This is a genomic window from Alistipes shahii WAL 8301 (assembly GCF_025145845.1).
GTDB lineage: Bacteria > Bacteroidota > Bacteroidia > Bacteroidales > Rikenellaceae > Alistipes > Alistipes shahii.
The window spans coordinates 2,672,072-2,694,096 of the sequence record NZ_CP102253.1 but is presented as its reverse complement, the minus strand read 5'-3'; the positions used below and the strand labels follow the sequence as shown (position 1 = coordinate 2,694,096).

Annotated in this window: 11 protein-coding genes and 1 tRNA gene; 8 read left to right on the top strand and 4 right to left on the bottom strand. The window is 59.6% G+C overall.

The features are described 5' to 3' along the window. Nucleotides 1-82: 82 nt before the first annotated feature. Both NQ492_RS11300 and NQ492_RS11295 read right to left on the bottom strand, forming a co-directional pair. Nucleotides 83-1,087 carry an MlaD family protein gene (locus tag NQ492_RS11300; RefSeq protein ID WP_015547624.1) on the bottom strand — a complete coding sequence of 335 codons (1,005 nt, stop codon included), beginning with the start codon at nucleotides 1,085-1,087 and terminating at the stop codon, nucleotides 83-85. 10 nt (nucleotides 1,088-1,097) lie between these two features. After that, nucleotides 1,098-2,321 (bottom strand): N-acetylmuramoyl-L-alanine amidase, encoded by a 1,224-nt coding sequence (locus tag NQ492_RS11295; protein ID WP_044054530.1) that lies wholly within the window; start codon nucleotides 2,319-2,321, stop codon nucleotides 1,098-1,100. Nucleotides 2,322-2,461: 140 nt separating this feature from the next. On the opposite strand from NQ492_RS11295, the gene NQ492_RS11290 reads away from it, so the two are divergent. Next, entirely contained in the window at nucleotides 2,462-5,326 is a 2,865-nt protein-coding gene (locus tag NQ492_RS11290) for a putative LPS assembly protein LptD (protein ID WP_044054529.1), read from the top strand. Between the two features lie 70 nt (nucleotides 5,327-5,396). Here the strand turns inward: NQ492_RS11290 and NQ492_RS11285 are convergent, their stop codons facing one another. Then, nucleotides 5,397-6,260: a nitroreductase family protein gene (locus NQ492_RS11285; RefSeq protein WP_015547622.1), complete on the bottom strand. Its 864-nt coding sequence runs from the start codon at nucleotides 6,258-6,260 to the stop codon at nucleotides 5,397-5,399. A gap of 195 nt (nucleotides 6,261-6,455) precedes the next feature. Next, complete coding sequence (locus NQ492_RS11280; protein ID WP_044054528.1) at nucleotides 6,456-7,700, bottom strand: nucleoside permease; 1,245 nt, start codon at nucleotides 7,698-7,700, stop codon at nucleotides 6,456-6,458. Nucleotides 7,701-7,836: 136 nt separating this feature from the next. Here NQ492_RS11280 and NQ492_RS11275 point away from each other — a divergent pair. The 7 genes from NQ492_RS11275 (at nucleotide 7,837) to NQ492_RS11245 (ending at nucleotide 21,987) form a co-directional block, all read left to right on the top strand. Beyond that, a tRNA-Gln gene (locus NQ492_RS11275) sits at nucleotides 7,837-7,907 on the top strand. A gap of 536 nt (nucleotides 7,908-8,443) precedes the next feature. Continuing rightward, complete coding sequence (locus NQ492_RS11270) at nucleotides 8,444-10,966, top strand: exonuclease/endonuclease/phosphatase family protein (RefSeq protein ID WP_231839922.1); 2,523 nt, start codon at nucleotides 8,444-8,446, stop codon at nucleotides 10,964-10,966. Between the two features lie 61 nt (nucleotides 10,967-11,027). Next, a complete protein-coding gene (locus NQ492_RS11265; protein WP_015547619.1) occupies nucleotides 11,028-12,161 on the top strand; it encodes a hypothetical protein in 1,134 nt (377 codons plus the stop codon). Between the two features lie 81 nt (nucleotides 12,162-12,242). After that, a complete protein-coding gene (locus NQ492_RS11260; protein WP_015547618.1) occupies nucleotides 12,243-15,311 on the top strand; it encodes a SusC/RagA family TonB-linked outer membrane protein in 3,069 nt (1,022 codons plus the stop codon). An 18-nt stretch (nucleotides 15,312-15,329) separates the two neighbouring features. After that, the gene (locus NQ492_RS11255) at nucleotides 15,330-16,853 is read left to right on the top strand and encodes a RagB/SusD family nutrient uptake outer membrane protein (RefSeq protein WP_015547617.1); all 1,524 of its coding nucleotides are present in this window, start codon (nucleotides 15,330-15,332) and stop codon (nucleotides 16,851-16,853) included. Between the two features lie 21 nt (nucleotides 16,854-16,874). Next, the gene (locus tag NQ492_RS11250; protein WP_015547616.1) at nucleotides 16,875-19,430 is read left to right on the top strand and encodes a BACON domain-containing protein; all 2,556 of its coding nucleotides are present in this window, start codon (nucleotides 16,875-16,877) and stop codon (nucleotides 19,428-19,430) included. 79 nt (nucleotides 19,431-19,509) lie between these two features. Then, nucleotides 19,510-21,987 carry a DUF5689 domain-containing protein gene (locus tag NQ492_RS11245; RefSeq protein ID WP_015547615.1) on the top strand — a complete coding sequence of 826 codons (2,478 nt, stop codon included), beginning with the start codon at nucleotides 19,510-19,512 and terminating at the stop codon, nucleotides 21,985-21,987. The last annotated feature ends 38 nt before the right edge of the window (nucleotides 21,988-22,025 follow it).

The following is a 22,025-nucleotide window of genomic DNA, read 5'->3' as shown; positions in this document are numbered from 1 at the left end:
CCACGCCCTATACGACCACATTATCACACCGAGAGGGCTGAATGAACCTCCTGTCTGCCAGTCAATTTTTCATTTTTAATTTTTAATTTTTAATTCTTTTCACCGAGTCCCGCTCGGCCCTGGCCGCAGCTTTGGCGGCTTTGCGCTCGGCCTTCTCCTGCATCTTCTCGGGACTGCGCCCGAAAAGCGAGAAATGCACGTAGCGGCCGGGATACTGCTCGAGGTTGGCCAGCAGCGAGGCGAGATTAGCGCTGGCCTCGGTCAGCGAATCGTAGAGCGCAGGATCGTTCATCAGTTTGCCGACGGTCCCCTCGCCCGCCTCGACCTTTGCCAGCAGGCCGTTCACCTCGTCCACGGCGTCCGTAAGCCTGCGGGCGAACCCGGCGTCGGCCAGCTCCCCGGTTATCCGGTTCAGGCTGCCGACGATGCTGTCCACACGCGGGGTGTTCCTGCCCAGCATCGCGGAGAACTCCGTAAGGTCGTTGACGGCGGCTTTCAGGTTGCGCTTCTCGGCGTCGAGCAGGCCGGCCATGTCGCCCGTAATGGCGTTCAGGTGGCTCAACGTCCCGGAAATATTCTGCGCGTTGGCCTCCATCAGGCGATTGAGGTTGGTCAGCGTGCGCGAGAGGTCGCCCGTCACCTGCGACACCTTCTGCTTGAAGAAATCCAGCTCCGACCCGGCCACGTCCATCAGGTCGCGTTCGCGCACCGAGCGCAGCGTGTCGCCCTTCTGGAGATAGGTGCGCGCCGTGCCGTAGTTGATTTCGATGGCCTTTCCGCCCATCAGCCCGTTGCTGTAAATCTTGGCCTCGGAGTCGGTCGGAATGTGATACTGACGTTTGATGGTGAACTGCAACACGACGTTGTCGCTGCGCTGCGGATCGAACGAAATGCCCGTCACCGTACCGATCTTGACGCCTTTCATCATAATCGGCGACGCCGCCTGCACGCCGTTGATCTGGTCGTAGGCGGCGTAATAGACCGAATTGCGGCTGAAAATGTCGAATCCTTTCAAAAACCGGATTCCGGCCCACGCGGCAATGATCATCGTCACGCCGAAAATTCCGATTTTAACTTCCCTTTTCATATCTGTACTTTTATTTTACAATTTGCGTACCCCGGCACGCGACCACGAAGGCCCCGGGAAATACCTTGCGCACCTCGGCCAGCTTCCGCTGTGCGGCTTCACGGGTGCCGTACTCGCCCACACCGTATTTATAGGGGAACCGCCCCTCGGCCGCATACTCCTTCACCTTGCCGCGGTAGGCGCGGAACTGCGCCGAGGCGAGGGGCACGGACGACGCCGAAGCCATCACCTGAATCGTATAGCGCAGGGGCTGTACGGCCGGTTTCTCCGGGGTTCTGACCGGAGCGGCCGTCGCGGTCTTTCCCTCCGCGGGCTGCGCCGCTGCGGTCTTTTCAGCGGACTTTGCCGCAGGCTTTTCAACGCTCTTTTCCGCGGCCTTTCCGGCAGACTTTTCCGCAGGCTGTTCCGCGGCCGGTTTCGCGGCAGCGGCCTGCTCCTCCTCGGCCATCCGGGTCCCGAGCACATAGGCCGAATAGTTGCGGATCGCCTGGTAGAGCGACCGGGCGATCTCGTTCTGCCCCCTGTCGGACTTCATGTAGGCCAGTTCCTGCTGGTTGGACATGAACCCGATCTCGGTCAGCACGCCCGGCATGTCCGTCGCATAGAGCACCCGCAGCAGCTGCGGCTTTATGCCGCGCGAATGGCGGCCCGCCTTGAGGTAGCTGTTCTGGATGCAGCGGGCGAAAGCCATGCTGTATTCGCCGTAGGTGAACTGGAGATTCTGAATGTAAGCCCGCACGATGGCCGCCGTCCGCTCGTCGGACATGTCGATCAGATCCTCGCGGTTGTTTTCGAACAGGGCGTTCTCGTTGTAGCGCTGCTCCTTCGAACTCTCGCCCATGATCAGCGTCTCGACGCCCCGCACGCCCGTCGCCCGGGGTGCGGCGTTGGCGTGGATCGAGATGAAGAGGTCGCCCCCGGCCTTGTTGGCAATGTCGGCCCGCGCCTGCAGGTCGGCCGCCAGGTCCGCCCCCAAAGTCCTGTCCGCCGTGCGGGTGTAGACCACCTTCACGCCCGGCATCCCCTCCTCGACGAGCTTTCCGAGTTTGAGCGCCACCTTCAGCGTGAGGTCCTTTTCATAGACCCCGCCGTAGTGCGCGCCGGGGAATTTTCCCCCGTGCCCGGCGTCGATGACCACGACTTCGACGCCGTGCGCAATATTCCCCGCAGACGCAACGTTCATAAGAACAGTTGCGGCCGCGAAGGCGAATAGCAGCAAAAGTCGTGTGCGCATATTTAATGGTACCAAGTGTGAGCTTTCTATAAATTTTTACCTATCTTTGTCGGGCCGAAAACGCGGCGGGAGGGGCACAGGACCACGATCCGGGCGTTTTTGCCGACTTGTCGGCAAAGGTATGGAAAATTTTTGGGATTTTGGATAAAATTAGGGTAAAATATCTCTTGTCGGCGACGGTGATTCTGCTGTTTGCCCAGATCGTACTGGGCGGCGGAGCGCCCCGCACGCCCCGCAATCCCGCCCCCGGGGACACCGTCCCGGTTCCGTCCCGCGCCGACGCGATACGTCCCGACACGAGCGCCCGTCCGCCTTTTGTCACCCCCTCGCGGCGCGAGGCCCGCAGGCAGGCGCGCGAAGAGGCCCGGCGGCGCGAAGCGTTCAACGCACTGCCGCAGGAGGAGAAGGATTCGCTCTTTTCGGCGCAGGTCGACTCGCTCGTGGCGCAGAAGGCCGATTCTCCGGGCGCGGCGCGGCCCGACTCGCTCGCCGCCGACACGCTCCGCCGCGATTCGGTGAAGACGCCGCGGCCCGCAGGGGCGTTCCTCGACGACCCGATCACGGGCAAGAACACCGACTCGCTGGTCTACGACGTGCGCAACAAGCTGGTCTACATCTATAACAAGGGCGACGTCACCTACCAGAACAGCAACCTCAAGGCCGACTACATGCGCATCGACATGGATTCGAAGATGGTCTACGCCTACGGCAAGCCCGACACGCTCGACGGCAAGGATATTGTCACCAAGCCCGAATTCACCGAAGGGTCGGCCACCTACCAGATGGACACGATCACCTACAACCTCGACTCGAAGAAGGCGAAAATCAAGGGCGTGGCCACGCAGCAGGGCGACGGCTGGCTGGTGGGCGGCAGCGTGAAGAAGATGCCCGACAACACGATCAACATCGAGCACGGCAAGTACACCACCTGCGACCATACGGACCACCCCCACTTCTACCTGGCGATGACCAAGGCGAAGGTCATACCCGGCAAGAAGGTGATCACCGGCCCGGCCTACCTGGTGATGGAGGACGTGCCGATCTACTTCCTCGGCATCCCCGAGGGCTTCTTCCCGATCAACATGGGCCCCAAGTCGGGCCTGCTGATGCCCACCTACGGCGAGGAGTACTCCAAAGGTTTCTTCCTGCGCGACCTGGGCTATTACTTCACCCTGGGCGAATACGCCGACCTGGCGGTGCGCGGCGGCATCTACACGCTGGGATCGTGGGAGGCTTCGGCCGCGTCGCGCTACATCAAGCGCTACAAGTACAGCGGCAGTTTCAACATGCAGTATTCGAATGTCAAGACGGGCGAAAAGGGCGAGGACGACTATATCAAGCAGAGCAACTTCCGCATCCAGTGGACCCACTCGCAGGACCCCAAGGCCAACCCGGGTTCGACCTTCTCGGCCTCGGTGAACTTCGCCACGAGCGGTTACAGCCGCTATTCGGCCACGAACCTCAACGACATCCTCTCGACGCAGACCAACTCGACGGTCTCCTACTCGAAGAACTGGGCCGGAACGCCCTTCTCGCTGTCGGCGAACATGGCCATCTCGCAGAACTCGCAGAACAAGACCATCTCCATCACGCTCCCCACGATGGTCTTCAACGTCTCGCGCTTCTACCCCTTCAAACGCAAGGAGAAGCAGGGCAAGGACCGCTGGTACGAGAAGATCTCGATGCAGTACACGGGTAAGATGACCAACTCGGTGACCACCACCGAATCGGAGGTCTTCTCCAAGGAGACGCTTGAAAACATGAAAAACGGCATCGAGCACTCGATTCCGATTTCGGCGTCGTTCAACCTGTTCAACTACATCAACCTCTCGCCGTCGGTCAACTACAACGAGAAGTGGTATTTCAAGAAGGTCGAGTTCGAGTGGAACCCCGTCACCAACCAGACCGACACGCTGCCGACGAACTACGGTTTCTACCGCCTCTACAACTACAACTTCAGCGTTTCGGCCTCCACGACGGTCTACGGCATGTACGACTTCACGAAGAAGAGCCGCGACCGCAAGATCCAGGCGATCCGCCACACGCTGACCCCCTCGATCGGCTTCTCCTACGCCCCGGACTTCAGCGACCCCAAATACGGCTATTACAAGACCCGCCAGACCGACTCCACGGGCCGCTTCACGACCTATTCGCCCTATGCCGTCAACGCCTACGGCGTCCCCTCGTCGGGCCGTTCGATGTCGATGAACTTCTCGCTGTCGCAGAACCTCGAAATGAAGGTCCTCTCGAAACGCGACACCTCGGGCGTGAAGAAGATCAAGCTGATCGACGAACTGCGCATCAGCGGTTCGTACAACTTCCTGGCCGACTCGATGGGACTTTCGAACATCCCGGTCTCGTTCCGTACGACGCTGTTCAACAATTTCGGCATCAACCTCTCGCTGACGCTCGACCCCTACCGCGTCTCGCCCGAGGGCAAGCGTTACAACAAGCTCTTCTTCCCGGGCCGCGTCGTCTCGACGGGCTGGTCGTTCGGCTATACGTTCAAATCGCGCAACGACCGGAGCGAAACGGCCATCAACGACATCACGTCGATACCTCCGGAGTACCAGAACCCGTTCTACGATCCTTACGGGCAAATGGACCCCGTGCTGCGAAGACAGTACATGGCGCAAAGCTATTACGACTTCTCGCTGCCGTGGAACTTCGGATTCAACTACGCGGTCAACTACTCGATCTCGTACACCAACAACGGCACGACGGGCTACCGGAAGAACGTCACCCAAACCATCGGCTTCAACGGTTCGCTGAACGTCACCCCCAAGACGGGCATCACCTTCCAGGGCGGCTACGACATCAAGGCCAACAAACTGACCACCTCGTCGGTCTCGATCACGCGCGACCTCCACTGCTGGCAGATGTCCTTTTCGTGGATTCCGTTCGGCTACCACCGTTCGTGGAGTTTCAACATCGGCGTCAAGGCCGCATCGCTCTCCGACCTGAAATACGACAAATCGCAGTCGATGTACGACAATATGTATTGACGCATACCTGCCCGACCGAAACCTTATACATACAGGACTTTCCATCTGTAACGGCAAAACGCCGAAACAGCTATTTCCGCGTCACCGGCGCCGGCGCGCGGTCGATGTAATTGGGATAGCGGAACTGCGGCATCCCGAGGGCCATCACCGCGCAGATGCGGCGGTCGCCCAGTCCCAGCATCGCGGCCAGCTTCGCCTTCCTGTCCTGCCGGACGGCCGTCAGCACGAACCCCATGTATATCTGGCTCACGCCCAGCGCCTCGGCCATCAGCGAAGCGTTTTCATACGCCAGGTTCCCGTCCTCCGCACCGAACCGGCTTTCCCTGGGCGCATGGATGAACAGCACCGCCGTCGCGCCCCGCAGCACGCGGTCGCGGCCCTCGGCATATTCGCGCCGCAGGCGTTTGAACACCGGCACATAGCGATAAACGCCCGGCACGAGGCGGCTCAGCCACGGCCGCACGAGCGGATGCAGCAGCCGCTTTTCGAGTGTGCCGAAAATCCCGAGCGTATATTCCGTGACAGCGCGCAGCTGCGCCGCGTCGGTCACCAGCGTATACCCCAGCTGGCGGGCATTGCTCGCCGTCGGGGCGCGGTCCGCCGCCGCAACGATGCGGTCCAGCAGCTCCTGCGGCACGGGGCGCGCCGAAAGTGCGCGGTTCGACCGCCGCACGGCCAGCAGCAGTTCCACCTGCTCGGGCGTGGGCATCGCGCCGTAATCCACCGCATGCACCCGCTCGGCCGGAAACTCCGCATGGTTCACCGACCCCGTGGGGCAGGCGGCCACACAATGTCCGCAAAGGATGCAGTTTTCGGGTTTATGCAGCGTCACGTCGCCCCCGGCTTTTTCCTGCACGAAAATCTGCGAAGGGCACACCTTCACGCAGCGGCCGCAGCGGATGCAGCTCGCATCATTCACACCGATCGTATCCATAATTTTCGTATCTTTAATGTCGTAACGGCACCTCTATAAAATAAAACGCCCGCCATGCATCCGGTCATCATCCGCCCTTCCGGCCCACTGTCCGCCAGCGAATACTCCGAAGCGGGCGCTCCTCAGGTCGAAATGCTCCTGCGCGGATAAAAAAATCCGGCGGCAAGGTTCTCCCCGCCGCCGGACCGTCAGTCATCAATGTTTCACGCCCTCCATTTCGGCAGGGTTGTGCCTGTATTTGAAAACCACGGCGAAAACCACGGCCACCACGAGCGCGTACCCTGCGAAGATGAACCAAGAATCGGGCCACCCGTATGCGTCCACGACGGCGCCCGCGGCATACGAGCCGAAGAAGGCGCCGAAACCGTTGGTCATAATCATAAAGACGCCCTGCGCCGAGGAGCGGATCTCGCGGCTGGTCTCCTTTTCGACGAAGAGCGAGCCGGAGATGTTGAAGAAGTCGAACGCCACGCCGTAGACGATCATCGAAAGCACGAGGAACGCCGCGCCCGATCCCGGATCGCCGATGCCGAAGAACCCGAAGCGCAGCACCCAGGCCAGCATCGAAATCAGCATCACTTTCTTAATGCCGAAACGCCGGAGGAAGAAAGGAATCAGCAGAATGCAGAGCGTTTCGGACATCTGCGACAGCGAGAGCAGGATCACCGAGTGCTTCACGATGGCCGAATCGGCATACTGCGGCATCGAGCCGAAATTCTGAATGTAGCTGTCGCCGAAGGCGTTGGTGATCTGCAAAGCGGCGCCCAGCAGCATCGAGAAGACGAAGAAAATGGCCACCCGCTTCTCCTTGAAGAGCGCGAAGGCCCGCAGGCCCAGCGTATCGACCCACGACTGCTTCTGCGCGCTGCGCTCGACGGGACACCCCGGCAGCGAGAACGAGTAGGCCGCCAGTACGAACGACAGCAGGGCCGAAACGTAGAGCTGCCACTCGGTGAGCTTGATCTGCACGCCCCCGATGTGCGTCAGGTCGACGAACCACATGGCGGCGATGAATCCCACGGTTCCCCATACGCGGATGGGCGGAAAATGCTTCACGGTATCGAGCCGGGCCAGGTCGAGGGCGTTGTAGGCCACGGAGTTCGACAGGGCGATGGTCGGCATGTAGAACATCACGCTCAGCAGCATGCAGCTGTACAGCGGGGCGTAAGCCGTCTGCGAGGCCGCGGCGATGAGAAACGCGCCGCTGATGAAATGGCAGATGCCCAGCAGTTTCTGCGCCGGAATCCAGCGGTCGGCGATAATCCCCATCACGGCGGGCATGAACAGCGAGGCGATTCCCATCGTCGCGAAGAAGCTGCCGATCTGCAATCCCGAGAAGTCGAGTCCGCCTCCCAGGTAGGCGCCCAGCGAGATAAGCCACGAACCCCAGATCGCATACTGAAGGAAGTTCATGGCGATAAGCCGAAATTTAATTCCCATAATTTTCTGATTTTGTGTAAATTTTAAGTTTCAAGCGGTTTTTTCTGCGTAGATTGAAACAAATGTATGAAATTTTTTCCGGATTTTTCTTTGCATTTGCAAAATAAAGTTCTACTTTTGCATCACCAAAATCTATTGAGCTATGGTGTAACGGTAACACAACAGATTCTGGTCCTGTTATTCCAGGTTCGAATCCTGGTAGCTCAACGAAGCCCTGCATTCCCCGAATGCGGGGCTTTTCCGTCTCTTGCCGGCGCGCTTCTCCCCGTTCCGAACGGGCCGCAGAATCCGCGGTTCCCCTCCGGACATTCCTTTCAAACGAAAAGCCACGCCGAACGGCCCTCTCCCCAAATCGAAACACGAAAAGCAGCAAAAATGTTAAAAAACGATTATTTTTCAGGCATCCTATTTGCCCGATAACAATATTTTGGTTACATTTGCTTTCGGGAATGAATCTTTTCGAAACTCATTTCCGATAAAAAAACGATCAAAATTAGAGCCGTGAATTTACTTTACCGCCGATTGTTCGATCACCACCGTCCGGTTACGGCACGAGCCTGCTCGCGCCGCAGGGGACTTGTAAATTTCCCCCCCCCTCGCCGCGCCGAATACCCGGAGTTAAGTAAACCGTCACCGCCCGCGATTGACGCGTGCATATTGCCGTATATGGCAATATGCACGCGTTTTTCATTGTGTCCGACCGGCAGCCGACAACTTTTCACCCAACCATAAAACACGAAACTATGACCTTAAATCTACGAGAATCCCTGAACTTCATCCTGAAGCCGGCGCTGTTGCTGGCCGGGTGTCTCTGCATGGCGTGCAGCAGCGGAGACAAACATGTCGACGATCCCGACGGACCCGACAATCCGGGCGGCGGCGATGAATACGAGGACATACAGGTAGTGAACGGCAAAGTCCGTTTCTATCTCCGTGAGGCGGAAAATTCCGTCCGCAAGGCCATGGGAACCGGCGAACGGGCATGGAGCAAATCGCTCGTCTCGGTCAACGGAAAATCCTATGCCGTCGAAAGCGATGAAAACGGCCGCTACTACGTCGAGGCGAGCGCTTCGAGCTCCGGGACCTACAACGCCATCCTGACCAATTCAGGCTCCTCCGGCTGGTACGGCTCTTCGGCCTATGCCGACGTGAAACTGCCCTACTCGCAGTTCTGGGCCGCCACGGCGGCATCGCTGCAATCGTATCCCATGTACGGCTCCTACACCAAGGAGAACGGCAACAAGCTGGTGTTCGACGACGCCTTCGCCGTACTGGACCTGGCCCTGACCGGGTCGGCCAAAATCGCCTCGGTGAAGGTCGAGAACCTCGCTGAAAGCCCCCTGGCAGGCTATGCGAATTTCCTGCCCTCGCGCGGCTACCTCTCAATCACCGGCGGTGTCGGTTTCGTCGTGCTGAACTGCACCGACAACGGCAAATGCGTCTCGCTGGAGAGCGGCACGCCGAAACATTTCTACGTGATGCTGGCCCCGGGCGACTATCCGTCGGGCCTGAAAATCACCATTTCCGATTCGGAGCACCGCGCCATGGAGCACACGCTGACGACTGCGCAGCTGACGGCGGGGAAGGCCACGTCCGTAACGCTGAAATACGCCCCCGACGCCGACCTGGTGTTTTACGAGAGTTTCGACAATTTCGTCTGGGGCGGCAACATCATGGGCGGCCAGGAGTCGACGGGATACGCTCCGACGGCCGAAGCCGTCACCCCCGGTACGGGAACCGGACGCGACGGCTATGCGAACTCCTTCGAGGAGGTCGCCTACAACAACCCCGGCTCGGCGTTCATCCAGTCGAACACGTGGGACGAGATCAGCGGCAAAACGGTCGGCACGTCCCACCTGATGTCCGATTCGTACGTCGCGAGCCGCAATATCGCCGACTATACCTATATGTTCCGCTGCCAGGAATACCAGGGCTATCTGGCTTGCGGCACAGGTAACACGGGGCGGGGCATTTTCCAGACCGCAGCCCTGAAATCCATCGACGGCATACGTTCCGTGAAGGTTTCGTTCGATTTCTGCTACCAGTACGGATCGACGGACCTCCTGCTGTTCCAGGTGGTGAACGGCGGCATGATCGCATCGGCCTCCGTCGACGGCAAGAGCATCGCCCTGACGGCCGACAATTCGGGCTACACGAGCGCCTCGGGGAGATACATCGTCGAAAAGAGCCACGTAACGCTCCCGTCGAGCGAAGCGGCCGTCAAGAAGTGGCACAACGTGGAGGTCGTCGTAAACAACGCGACCGACGGCACGATGCTCTACTGGGCCGGCAACGACGTGAGCAGCGGCGTGCACGGCTTCTACGTGGACAATATCGAGGTCCGTGCGCTCGGCGAGATGGGCCGCGGCTCCGACAACCTGCGCGTGCTCTACTGGAACATCCAGAACGGCATGTGGTCCGACCAGGCGAACAATTACAACAACTTCGTCGCGTGGGTGAAGAAATACGATCCCGACATCTGCGTATGGTGCGAATCGGCCACCATCTACAAGGACAATACGAATTCGGCGCAAGCCTCCTCCGCCCGGTTCCTGCCCGACGGCTGGGCGGCACTGGCGGCCCGTTACGGCCACGCCTACACGGCCGTCGGCGGCTGGCGCGACAACTATCCGCAGACCATCACGTCGAAATATCCGATCGAGACGCTGCTGAAAATAACCGATTCGGACCAGGCGGGCAAGCCCGTGTCCCACGGCGCCGCCATTCAGCGGGTTACCGTGAAGGGCCGGACGATAAACATCGTGACGCTCCACACGTGGCCGCAGGCCTATGGATTCGGAGTCGGCTCGGCCGATCAGGCGGCGAGCGCCGCCAACAAGGAGGGCGACAAGTACCGCGAATTCGAGATCAAGTACATCTGCGCGCAGACCGTCAACAATCCCGCGTACGCTTCCTGTCAGGATTGGCTGATGATGGGCGACTTCAACTCGCGGTCGCGCGCCGACAACTGGTACTACGGCTATCCCGAGAACGACACCCGGCTGCTGGTCCACAACCACATTCTGGACCATACCAACCTCAAGGACATCATCGCCGAACGCTACCCGGGAAGCTTCATATCGTCGACTTACGGCAACGCCCGTATCGACTACATGTATGCGTCGCCCTCGATGTACGCCCGCATAGTGAACGCACTGACCGTCATGGACAAGTGGACCACGGCGACCCAAAGCCCCTACGTGTCCAACTTCTACGACCCGTCGGACCACCGCCCGATTCTGGCGGACTTCGAGCTGAAACAGTAGACCTCCCGTCGATCAACCGACCCCAAATAAATAAAACCCAATCTTAACCTTTTTACCAATTATGAGAAAAACATTCCTGACGAAGGGTTTCGTCCGTTTTTCACGCGGATTGGCCGGAGCCGCATTAATCGCGGCGGCAATCGGCATCACGTCGTGTGAAACGCATTCGAACTCCGATCGTAACGAATCGATCAAGGTCTACGCGGACCCGATCGCAAAAGAGCCTATCGACGCCGGCATCGTCGGCGTGAAAGGCGGTCTCGCCAAACTCTACGTGGACGCCAACATCGACTTTGTCGCGACGTGGGAAGACGACGCAGCGACGCCGTGGGCCAAGGTGGTGGATTACTCTTCGACAGACCCCCAGACGGGGCTTCGCGTGATAACCCTGAAGGCCAACCGGCGCAGCACGACGTCGAGCTACTACACGCGGCGCACGGGCATGCTGATTCTGGCAGCCTCCGACGGCGAACTGAACTACAACCGGATAATCCCCATCCACCAAGGCTCCACGGCCCGCGTGAGCAACGATTTCGCGACCCTGAAGTACGGCAAGACCGACCCGCGCTTCACCGACGGCGAAACCCCGATCGACAACTGGACCACGGCCCAGAAAAACCTCGGGTTCACGTCCACGACGATCGAAGGGGAGGAGGTCGCCCACTGCTACGGCAAGAACGGCTACCTGAAACTGGGCGACGACAAGGGCCACGGAGCCGACCTGATTTCGCCCTACACCAACACGCTCCGCAGCGACTCGCTGCTGATGGTTTCGTTCCGCGCCGTGGCCTTCACCGATTACATGACCGGCGCCCGGGACGACAACAAGATCACGGTCGAGGTGCTCGGCGGGGGCGTCATCCGTGATTTCGCCCAATCCGAAAAGACCACGATCGACCTCGAAGCCGGCTATTACGACATTTCGAGCGAGGAGTTCCCCGAAGACATGTGGGAGGGTCACGATTTCCTCGTCTTCGTCGCCGGCACGAAAGCCAACCCGATTACGGCCAACACGCGGGTCCGCATCATCTGCGGCTCCCTCACGCAGAACTCCGCCGTCAACAACCGCATTTACCTCGACAATTTCTACATCCGCCGTCTGCAGAAGGTCGAAGAGGACTACTTTGCCGAAAACAACGGCAGCGGTAAGGACATCATCCTGGGAGCGCCTTTCGACGAGGAGGAACAAGAGTAAAAAAGAGGAACAAGTCGTTTCAACAAAAAAAAGCCTAAAATGAATAAAATTCTTCACTCAATAAGAGCATCCGTCCGAGTGATGTCGCTGGTGGCGGTACTGATACTGCTCGCGGCGCACACGGCGCCGGCAACGGCTCAACAAAAGGCCCAGACTGTCAGCGGAACCGTCCTCGACCCGGACGGCAACCCGCTGATCGGCGCCACGGTCGTGGTCGTCAAAGGCACGCAGGGCGCAGTCACCGATGTCAAAGGCAAATTCACCATCAAGGCCAAGCCTTCGGACAGCCTCCAGATTTCGTACCTGGGTTACAAGACCGAGACCCTGAACGTGGGTTCGCGGACGAACTTCACCGTCAGGATGGAGAAGGACTCCTCCACCGACATCGACGAAATCGTGGTCATCGGTTACGGCCAGGTCGCCAAAAAGGACCTGACCGGTTCGGTCGCGACGGTCAAGATGAACGACATCAAGGACGTACCGGTTCTTTCGGTCGACAACGCCCTTCAGGGACGTATCGCCGGAGCCGACTTCATGTCGACCACCGGTGAGCCGGGCGCCACGACCACCATCCGCATCCGCGGCACGCGCTCGATCAACGCGTCGAACGAGCCGCTGATCGTCGTCGACGGCGTGATGGACGCCATCCACGACCTGAACGACATCAACTCCGACGACATCGCGGGCATATCCGTCCTCAAGGACGCCTCCTCGACGGCGATCTACGGTTCGCGCGGCGCAAACGGCGTCATCCTCATCACCACCAAGCGGGGTCTCGGCTCCAAGGGCAAGGTCAACATCACCTTCAAGACCGACATGGGCTTCTCCCAGCTGCCCCGTCAGCTCGACATTATGAACGCGTCGGAATTCGCGCAGTACCGCAACGACTACGCCTATTTCGGCAGCGACGCCAACCACCCCGACGTAGGCAAGGACACGCCCCTCTCCGGTTCGGTCTATTCCGACCCGCTCTCGCTGGGCGAAGGGACGAACTGGATCAACGAGATCACCCGCACGGCCCTCTATTCCAACTACGCCCTCTCGCTGTCGGGAACCAGCGACAAATCGTCGTATTACGCTTCGTTCTCCTACAACGACACCGAAGGTATCATCCAGGACAGCGGCCAGCAGCGTTTCACGGGACGTATCAACCTCGAACGCCAGTTGTTCAAATGGATGAAAGTCGGCTATACGGGTTCGTACACCTGGCGTCACAACGACCAGAACAAATCCTCCATCGGCGGAACGGCCTGGTACAGCAGCGCCCAGTATCTGTCACCGCTGCTCAAGCCGAACGACACGTATAACCCGCTGTATTACAACGGACAGAAGATCAACACGCAGCGTGCGCTGATCGACCTGAACACCTATTACCTCGAACGCCACTCGAACAACCACGCCTTCACGCTGAAACTGGAGCCGGTGAAGAACTTCACGATCAACAGCACCTTCTCCTACTATCTCTACCAGCGGCATACCTACCGTTACTATCCGGGAACCCTTCCCCTGAAAGGCGAGAACGAAGGCGGCGAGGCCTACCGCGCCGAGTGGGACGAGCACTCGTTCTCGTGGGAGACCACGGCCGGCTACAAGTTCGAGAAGAACGGCCATTCGTTCGACGTTCTCGGCGGTTTCTCGGCTTACAGTTTCGCCTCGCACGATTTCAACCTGAGCGGCAAAGGCTACATGGACGACGCCATCCTGTGGAACAACATGAACGCCGTGCAGGACAAAGAGACCTATTCGGCGGGCACTTCCTACTCGAAGAAAACCAAAACGTCGGTCTACGCGCGTCTGAACTACAACTGGAAGTCGCGCTATTACCTGACCGTGACGGGACGTTACGACGGAGCCTCGAACTTCGCGGCCAACAACAAGTGGGCGTTCTTCCCGTCGGCCGCCCTCAAGTGGAACATTTCGAACGAGAATTTCCTGAAGGACTGCAACTGGATCGACGACCTGTCGCTGCGCCTGAGCGCCGGTCTGACGGGTAACGACGCGATCAGCACCTACCGTTCGCTCGCCACCCTCTCCTCGACGACGGGCGGCTATCTGTTCGACGGATCGCAGCCCGTGGCGTTCTACCGCAGCCGCCTGGACTCCCCGGACCTCACGTGGGAGAAGACCACGGCCTACAACGTGGCGATCGACTGGTCGATGTTCAAAGGCCGCCTGAACATCACGGCCGAAGCCTACAAATCCAAAACGACCGACCTGCTGATGTCGCTGGCCGTTGCGGCCCAAACCGGTTACACGTCACGCTGGACCAACATCGGCTCGACCTCGAACAAGGGTATCGAGCTGTCGGTCGAGAGCCACAACATCGTCCGCCCGAAGTTCCACTGGTCGACGACGCTCACCCTGTCGCACAACGAACAGAAGGTCGACGACATCGGTTCCGAGGACTTCATTTCGGCCTACAACTCGCCGGGCAACAACCCCTACATGATGTACGGCTACGTCAAGGGCTACCCGCTCAACTCGCTCTGGGGATTCAAATACGGCGGCACGTGGAAGAGCGCCGAGGAACGCGAGGAAAACGCGGTGACGAAAACCTACGTCAGCCCGGCCAACACCGACGGAGGCCCGCGCTACTACGACACCAACCACGACGGCGTGCTCTCGCGCGAAGACCTGATCTACCAAGGCAACGCCGACCCGTATCTGTACGGAGGTTTGCAGAACACGTTCTACATCCACGGTTTCAAGCTGGGCGTCTACTTCGCCTACTCGCTCGGCGGCAAGATCTACAACTATTCGGAGATCTACATGGCCGGTTCGCAGTTCGCTAACCAGTACCGCTACATGCTGAACGCCTGGCATCCCGTCCGGAACCCGAATTCCGACATTCCGCGGGCCGGAGCGAAAAGCGACGCCGCGCTTCCGAGCGACTTTATGATCCACGACGCTTCGTACCTCCGGCTGAAGAACATCACGCTGTCGTACACGTTCGACCTCAAGAAAAAATGCTCGTGGATGAAAGACCTCACCCTGAGCGTATCGGGCGAAAACCTCTTTCTGTGGAAAAAGTACAACGGATTCGACCCCGACGTTTCCAGCGAGGGAACCTCGTCGACGCTGCGCCGTATGGACCTGGGCGCCTATCCCAAGCCCCGCACCATCATATTCAGCCTTCAGTTGAGATACTAACCTAACAGAATTAAGACGATGAAACTCAAACATATATTCTACACGGCCGCGGCCATGGCCATGCTTTCGTTCCAGGCATGCACGCTGGACGAAGACACATCGGGCATCTCGAATCCCGACGACTTCTTCCGCAAATTTTCGGAATGCCAGTCGGTCGTAAACGGATGCTACATTCCGATCAAGTCGATCTACACCTATACCTACATGATCGCCACCGAGTGTGTCACCGACATCGCCTACTGCCCGTCGGGAACGCTCGACGCCAGCCTGGACATCTCGCCCGCCGTGCCGCGCATGGGTTCGACGGTCTGGCGCAACGGCTACCTCGGCGTACAGCGCTGCAACTTCGCCGTCAACGGCATCGAGCGCGCCTATAAAAACGAGGTGATCAGCGAGGAGCAGTACCACCAGCTGCTTTGCGAGGCGAAAACCCTGCGGGCGTTCTTCTACTGGACGCTGACCTGCTTCTTCGGCAACGTTCCGTTCTATTTCGACGACGTTACGGACAACGAGGTTTTGAGCCGGATTCAGGTGCTGCCGCGCATGGACGCCAACGAGACCCGCAACAAGGTCATCGAAGACCTTCAGTCGATAGCTCCCCTCGCCGCCCAAACCCGCACCTACGACAACGAGGCCAATCGTCTGGGAGCCTCCTGCGCCTACATGCTCATCGCCAAGATGGCCATGTGGAACAAGCAGTGGGACGTGGCGCTGGACGCGCTGGAGCAGATCGAAACGATTTACGGTCCGCTGTCGCAGTACGACTACGCCGAGAATATCCTGTTCCGGAACAAGAACACCCCGGAGTCGATCATGGAAATTCAGCACACCTACACCCAGGGCGCCCTTACCTACACGTCCAACGTGGCCTGCATCTGCCAGCCCTACCCGCGTGCGGCCAATTCGGCGATCTACGACGGCGTGGAGATTCCCGAACTGGGCGACCAGGCGACCGTCTGGTCGGCGATGCGTCCGAACGTCTATTTCAGCCAGGGTCTCCAGTCCAAAATGGGCAAGGACATCCGCGCCAAGTACAACATGGCATGGGGATACGAGGACAAGACGTTCAACAGCACCAACACCCGCCCGTGGTGCGGACCGAAGTTCTGGTGTCCGAACATGCAGTCCTCGGCCGACGGCAACAACTACAAGGTCTTCCGCTATGCCGACGCGCTGCTGATGATGGCCGAGTGCTATTTCTACAAGGAAAACTACGAAAAGGCGGTCGAATACCTCGACATGACCCGCACGCGCGCCAATCTGTCCAAGTACACCTTCCGCACCCCCGCGCGCCTCGAGGAGGAGATCCGCAACGAGCGCGCCCGCGAGCTTTTCGGCGAATTCCAGCGCAAGTACGACCTGGTCCGCTGGGGCATCTGGTACGAAGCCGTAACGGACAACAGCGACTACGCCTATCTGCAACTCAACACGGCTAACAGCCGGATCAAACCGTGCCACCGCTACTATCCCATTCCCGACACGGAGGTCACCTACTCGAAGAACAACCTCGACAACAACGAATACAAGGCTTACGGCTTGTAATAATCCGAAACTTTCAGACGAATGAAAACAATATTCAATAAACAGAAAAGATCGGTCGCCGGCGTACTGATCGCCCTGACGGCCCTGACGACGGCCCTGACCGGCTGCCAGGAGGATTTCGAGCTGGACCTGCCTCTGGCGGTCTCGGCGCGCGAACTTTCCCTGACCAAGGATGCCGGCTCGACGCACGTGCTGGTCTACTCGAACGGCGACTGGACGGCGCGCTTCACGCGTCCCGTGAAGTGGGCCTCCCTCAACAAACTCCAGGGATACGGCAATAACGAAATCGTATTCACCTATTCGGCCAACTACGGCATTTCGAGAAAGATCGGCGTCGTGTTCGAGAAAGGTTCCCTGACCGATACGGTGATGTTCTCGCAGGCCGGAGCCATCACCGACGCTTCGCTCTCGTTCTCGAAACCGGCGGTTACACTGCTGAAGTCCCGGTCGCAGATCTTCACGCCGATCAGCACCAACCTGCGCTACTGCATCGACGATCTGGAAGCCAGCGTCACCTATTACGACAACGACGGCCTGCCCAACGATCCCGTCACCGTCCTGACCCGCGCCGAAGAGGGCGAAGAGGGCGGCGAAGGCGAAGGCGGCGACGAACCGCAGGCGCAGCCCGTCGAACCGTGGATCTCCAACGTCTCGGCCACCTACAAGGGAATCACGTTCGAGGTCACGGACAACGACTCCGGATTCGCGCGCATCGCCGATCTGACCCTCTTCATCGAAGACGCCAAGGGCGAGATCACCAAATCGGTGCTCACCGTCACGCAGGGCATCGCCCTGCCGGCGCTCAAGCTGGACAGCAATGCCGAAACGTACGAAGGTTACGCCCAGGATTGCGCGGTTCCGGCCACGACCAACAACCTCGTGCCCTACTCCGACCAGATCGGTTACGACGTGGCGTACGACGTTCCCGTCGCGGAGGGCGCCGAGTGGATTCTGAAGCCCGCGATCACCGACGACGGCCTGACGTTCTCGCTGGCCAAAAACGAGGGTTCGGAGCCGCGCACCGCCACGATCCGGCTCAACTTCACCGACGAACACGGCAACTCCGTTTCGGCCTCGTGCAAAATCACCCAGAAGCCCTACCCGACCGCTGCCGATTTCGCCGCGGTGCGCGCCCTGGCTCCGGGCGAGATCACGCTCCAGCAGTATATCGAAGGCTACATCGTCAGCGACCCCGACAGCAAGAACGTCGTTTCGAGTCCCCAGACCAAACAGTTCTTCTTCGACCGCGGCGAAAACGACCGGACGGCCTATATCGAGAGCCTCGACGGCAAGTGGGGCTTCTGCCTGAAATTCGCCTCCTCCGAAGACAACACGCCGGCCCGCTTCTCGAAGGTGCGCCTCTCCCTGAACGGGGCCACGCTCGAAAAGAAGAACTCCCCCGAGTGCTACACCATCACGGGACTTACCGCGGCCAACATCCTCGAAACCTCGACGCCCGACGAGTTCAAGATTCCGGTCAAGACGAAGACGATCGGCGAACTCACCGACGACGACATCTTCACGCTGGTGTCGGTCACCAACCTCGAAATCATGTGCAAGGACGGCGCCTACACCAACTGCACCGACGGCTATTCGTTCAAGGACAACATCAACCCGATCGGCACGGCTACCGCCCCGCGCTGGGACGTGGCCCCGCTGATGTGCTACGACAACACGGGCCGGACCATCTACATGCTGACCAATACGGCCGCTCCCTGGCGGCGTTTCAGCTCGGGCCGCGACCTGGATTTCAACTCCGTCGTACCGCAGGGTTCGGGCACGTTCCGCGGCATCGTCGTGGCTGACGACGTCGCCCCGATCCGCTTCGGCGACCTGGGCCGCTACCAGCTGCGCGCCATGACCGCCGAGGAGATCGCGCTGACCGACGAACCGTTCTCGAAAACCGTCGTCGAGTGGAACTGGAACGACCGCAAGACCGACCTCATACCGGAGATCGGCGAAGGCGAGATCAATAAATACGGCGCCACGCAGGGTGCCGCAGCGGACTTCAACAACGTCGTCTGCTCGGGCAAGGGAGGCGCCTCCTCCGAACAGAAAGGTCTGGTGGCAAACGGCGGCATCACGTTCACCCAGCAATGGTGGGATTTCGACGCCGACAAGGGCAAATACTTCGACATTTCGTTCTCCACGCAGGGAATCAGCGGTTCGAACATGGTCTTCGGCATCGTCTGGGGCCACGGCTCGATGAGCAACACGACCCTCTCCGGCCCGGCGCACTGGAACCTGCTCTATTCGGTCGACGGCGGAGCGACGTTCCAGGCCGTTCCCGACAGCCCGATCATCAAGAAGCGTTCGATCACGTGGTGGTCGACCACGTCGCAGGATTCGACCCCGGGCTTCACCGAGCACCTGCGCAAACTGCCCGCCGACTGCTTCGGCCGGGAGAAAGTGGTTCTGCGCTTGCAGGTGGCCGACAAGGTTACCGACATCGACCCCAAAGCCACGTCTTCGAACTACCTGACGGCGCTGGGCATCGAGAAGGGAACGCTGACGCCGTCCGTTGCGGCCGGTAACAGCCAGGCCCGTATCGGAACGATAACGGTACGCTACAACTAAACGAATTGCGGTCGCGCGGCGGATGCACCGTCCGCCGCGCACGGCCGGAACAAACAACAACGAATAAAACGTATAGAATATGAACTGTCGTAAATCGATATTTAAATTTTTAGGCATTGCGGCCGTATGCGCAGCCTCGGCGGCCTGCAGCGTCGACGACGCCGACGATCTGGCCCTGGTCAAACTGGGCGCGCTGAAGAAGGAGTTCGTCGTCGAAGCCGATGCGAATACGTTCGACATCGACATCTACGCCAACAGCGCCTTCCATATCGAGCGTATCAACCAGGCCGACTGGATCAGCCTGACCTGCGGTGAGACGGAGGACGGAAAAGGCGCCATCACCGCCGAATGCGAATTCAACGAAGGCTTCAAACGCAAAGCGGGCTTCGTGCTCTGCTCCGACGTGGACGCGCGCCGCGACACGGTCTACGTCAAGCAGAAGGCGCTCGTGGACGCCAAGATCGAGTTCGCCAACTCGTCCGTCATCGTCGCCGGAGCCGGCGGCGAGAACATCTCGCCGATCGAGACCAACATTCCCTTCTCGGAGATCACTGTCGACATCGAGTATGCCAAGGCCGACAACGCCGATTGGATCGAGAGTCTCGAAATCGTGGATTCCGAGAGCGAAAATCGCAGTCTGGCCATCACGACCGAGGCGAACGCCGCAGATGAAATCCCGCGTTCGGCTGCCGTGTCGCTCTCCTTCACCGACGGCTGGGAGGAGACCGTCTCCGTCGAATTCAACCTCCTGCAACGCACGGCGAAGGAGACCCTCGGACGTCAGATCACATTCGAGGAGTTCCGCCGGACGTATGCCATGAACAAGAAGGTCGAAGACTACGTCATCCTCGAAGGCATCGTGGTGAGCAACACCAAGAACCACAATGCGGGTGAGAACACGCAAAGCACGACCGCAAAGATTGATTACAGCATATCGGACCGGACCGTCTACCTCGAAACCTACGACGGCAAATACGGCATCGCCGTCCAGACCGCCACGGCCGAAGACAACGTCTTCGAACAGTACGACCACGTGCAGATCCTCATTCAGGGCGCCTCGGGCTACCTGGTCGAGACCCCCGACCGCTATGAACTGCGCAACGTCACCAAGGCGATGGTCATTTCGCGCATTGCGGGTTCGGCATCGGACGTTCCCGTGAAGGAGAAGTGGATGAGCCAGCTCACCGACGACGACATCTACACCTACGTCACCCTGAAGGACGTCGAGTTCCCCGTACGCAAAGGCGCGATCACGCCCATCAACGAGGGCTATGCGATCGGCACGGGCGCAAGCCGCATCAGCAAATACCCGCTGCTCGTGCGCGACATCAACGGCGACGACATGTACATGCTGACCAACACCAACTGCGCCTACCGCAGCGACGGCACGCGCCTGCCCTACGGCTCGGGCAAGATTTCGGGCGTCATCGTCCACGAGCGTTTCTCGCGTTTCGAATGGCGCGACGGAGCCGACCCGGCCGAAATGGACGACGATCCGACGCTCGGCTTCATCGGCCGCTACCAGATCCGCCACCAGACCAAGGGCGACATCTGGGACAACATGCAGAACAGTGTCGAAGACGGTTTCTCGGCCCTGCTGACGGAGTACCGCTACTGGAATCCCGACCTGGAGAACAAGGTCCAGAAACCCACCTACGGAACGAACGGCTACCTGACGCACACCTATCAGGAGAAGTACACCGGCTCCGCCAGCAAAGAGTACCTGCAGGCCACCTTCCAGCAGCACATGTGGGGCGGCGGAACCTACGAATACCTGGGTCCCGTCGGCAACAACGCCTCCTATATCTTCGGAGCCAACTTCGGCAACAAGAACGGCATCGGCGTAGTGATCGACCCCGCGAAGGAGAGCTGGAATCCGCTGATGGACGATCTGGTGAGCCGCAATCCCGACGGAACGCTGGAGTGGTGCGGTCCCTATGCCAAGGATAAAAACGCGGCAAACGGCACGGGTGGCTGGCCGGGCAACAATGAGATTGCGACGAATTCCACGCAAATCAACTACAACGGCAGCACGGGTATGCGCGGCAAGGGGAATGTATACGGTTCCTGCTACACCGCCTTCTCCAACCACTTCTGGTGGGACGACGACACCGACCGCCCCTACGCCTGGCTGATCAACTTCTCGACCGAAGGCATCACGACGTCGCATATCTCGATGCAGATTTCCGTTATGAACACGCAGCAGAGCTTCTTCTCGCCCCGTTTCTGGTGTGCCGAATGGTCGCTGACCGATTCGCAGGCCGCAAAGGACGACTCGCAGTGGAATCTGATCGGCGAATACACCATCCCCGACGTTTCCGTCTGGGCGAACACGCTCTATTCGTCGTGCGTGGCCTACAAAAGCATCGACTTCGAGCTTCCCCAGGAGATTCTCGGCCACGAAAACGTCTACATCCGGCTTCGCCCGACGAGCGACCTCTGCAGCGACGGCTCCGACTACGCCAACGCGCGCCTGAACCAGAGCGCCAGCGGCGCTGCCCTGGCCGCGGAACACGCCAGCAGCCTCGAATATTTCGCCATCCGCTATAACAAATAGCGGCGTGTAACGAACGGTCGAAGCGGGGAGAGGACGAC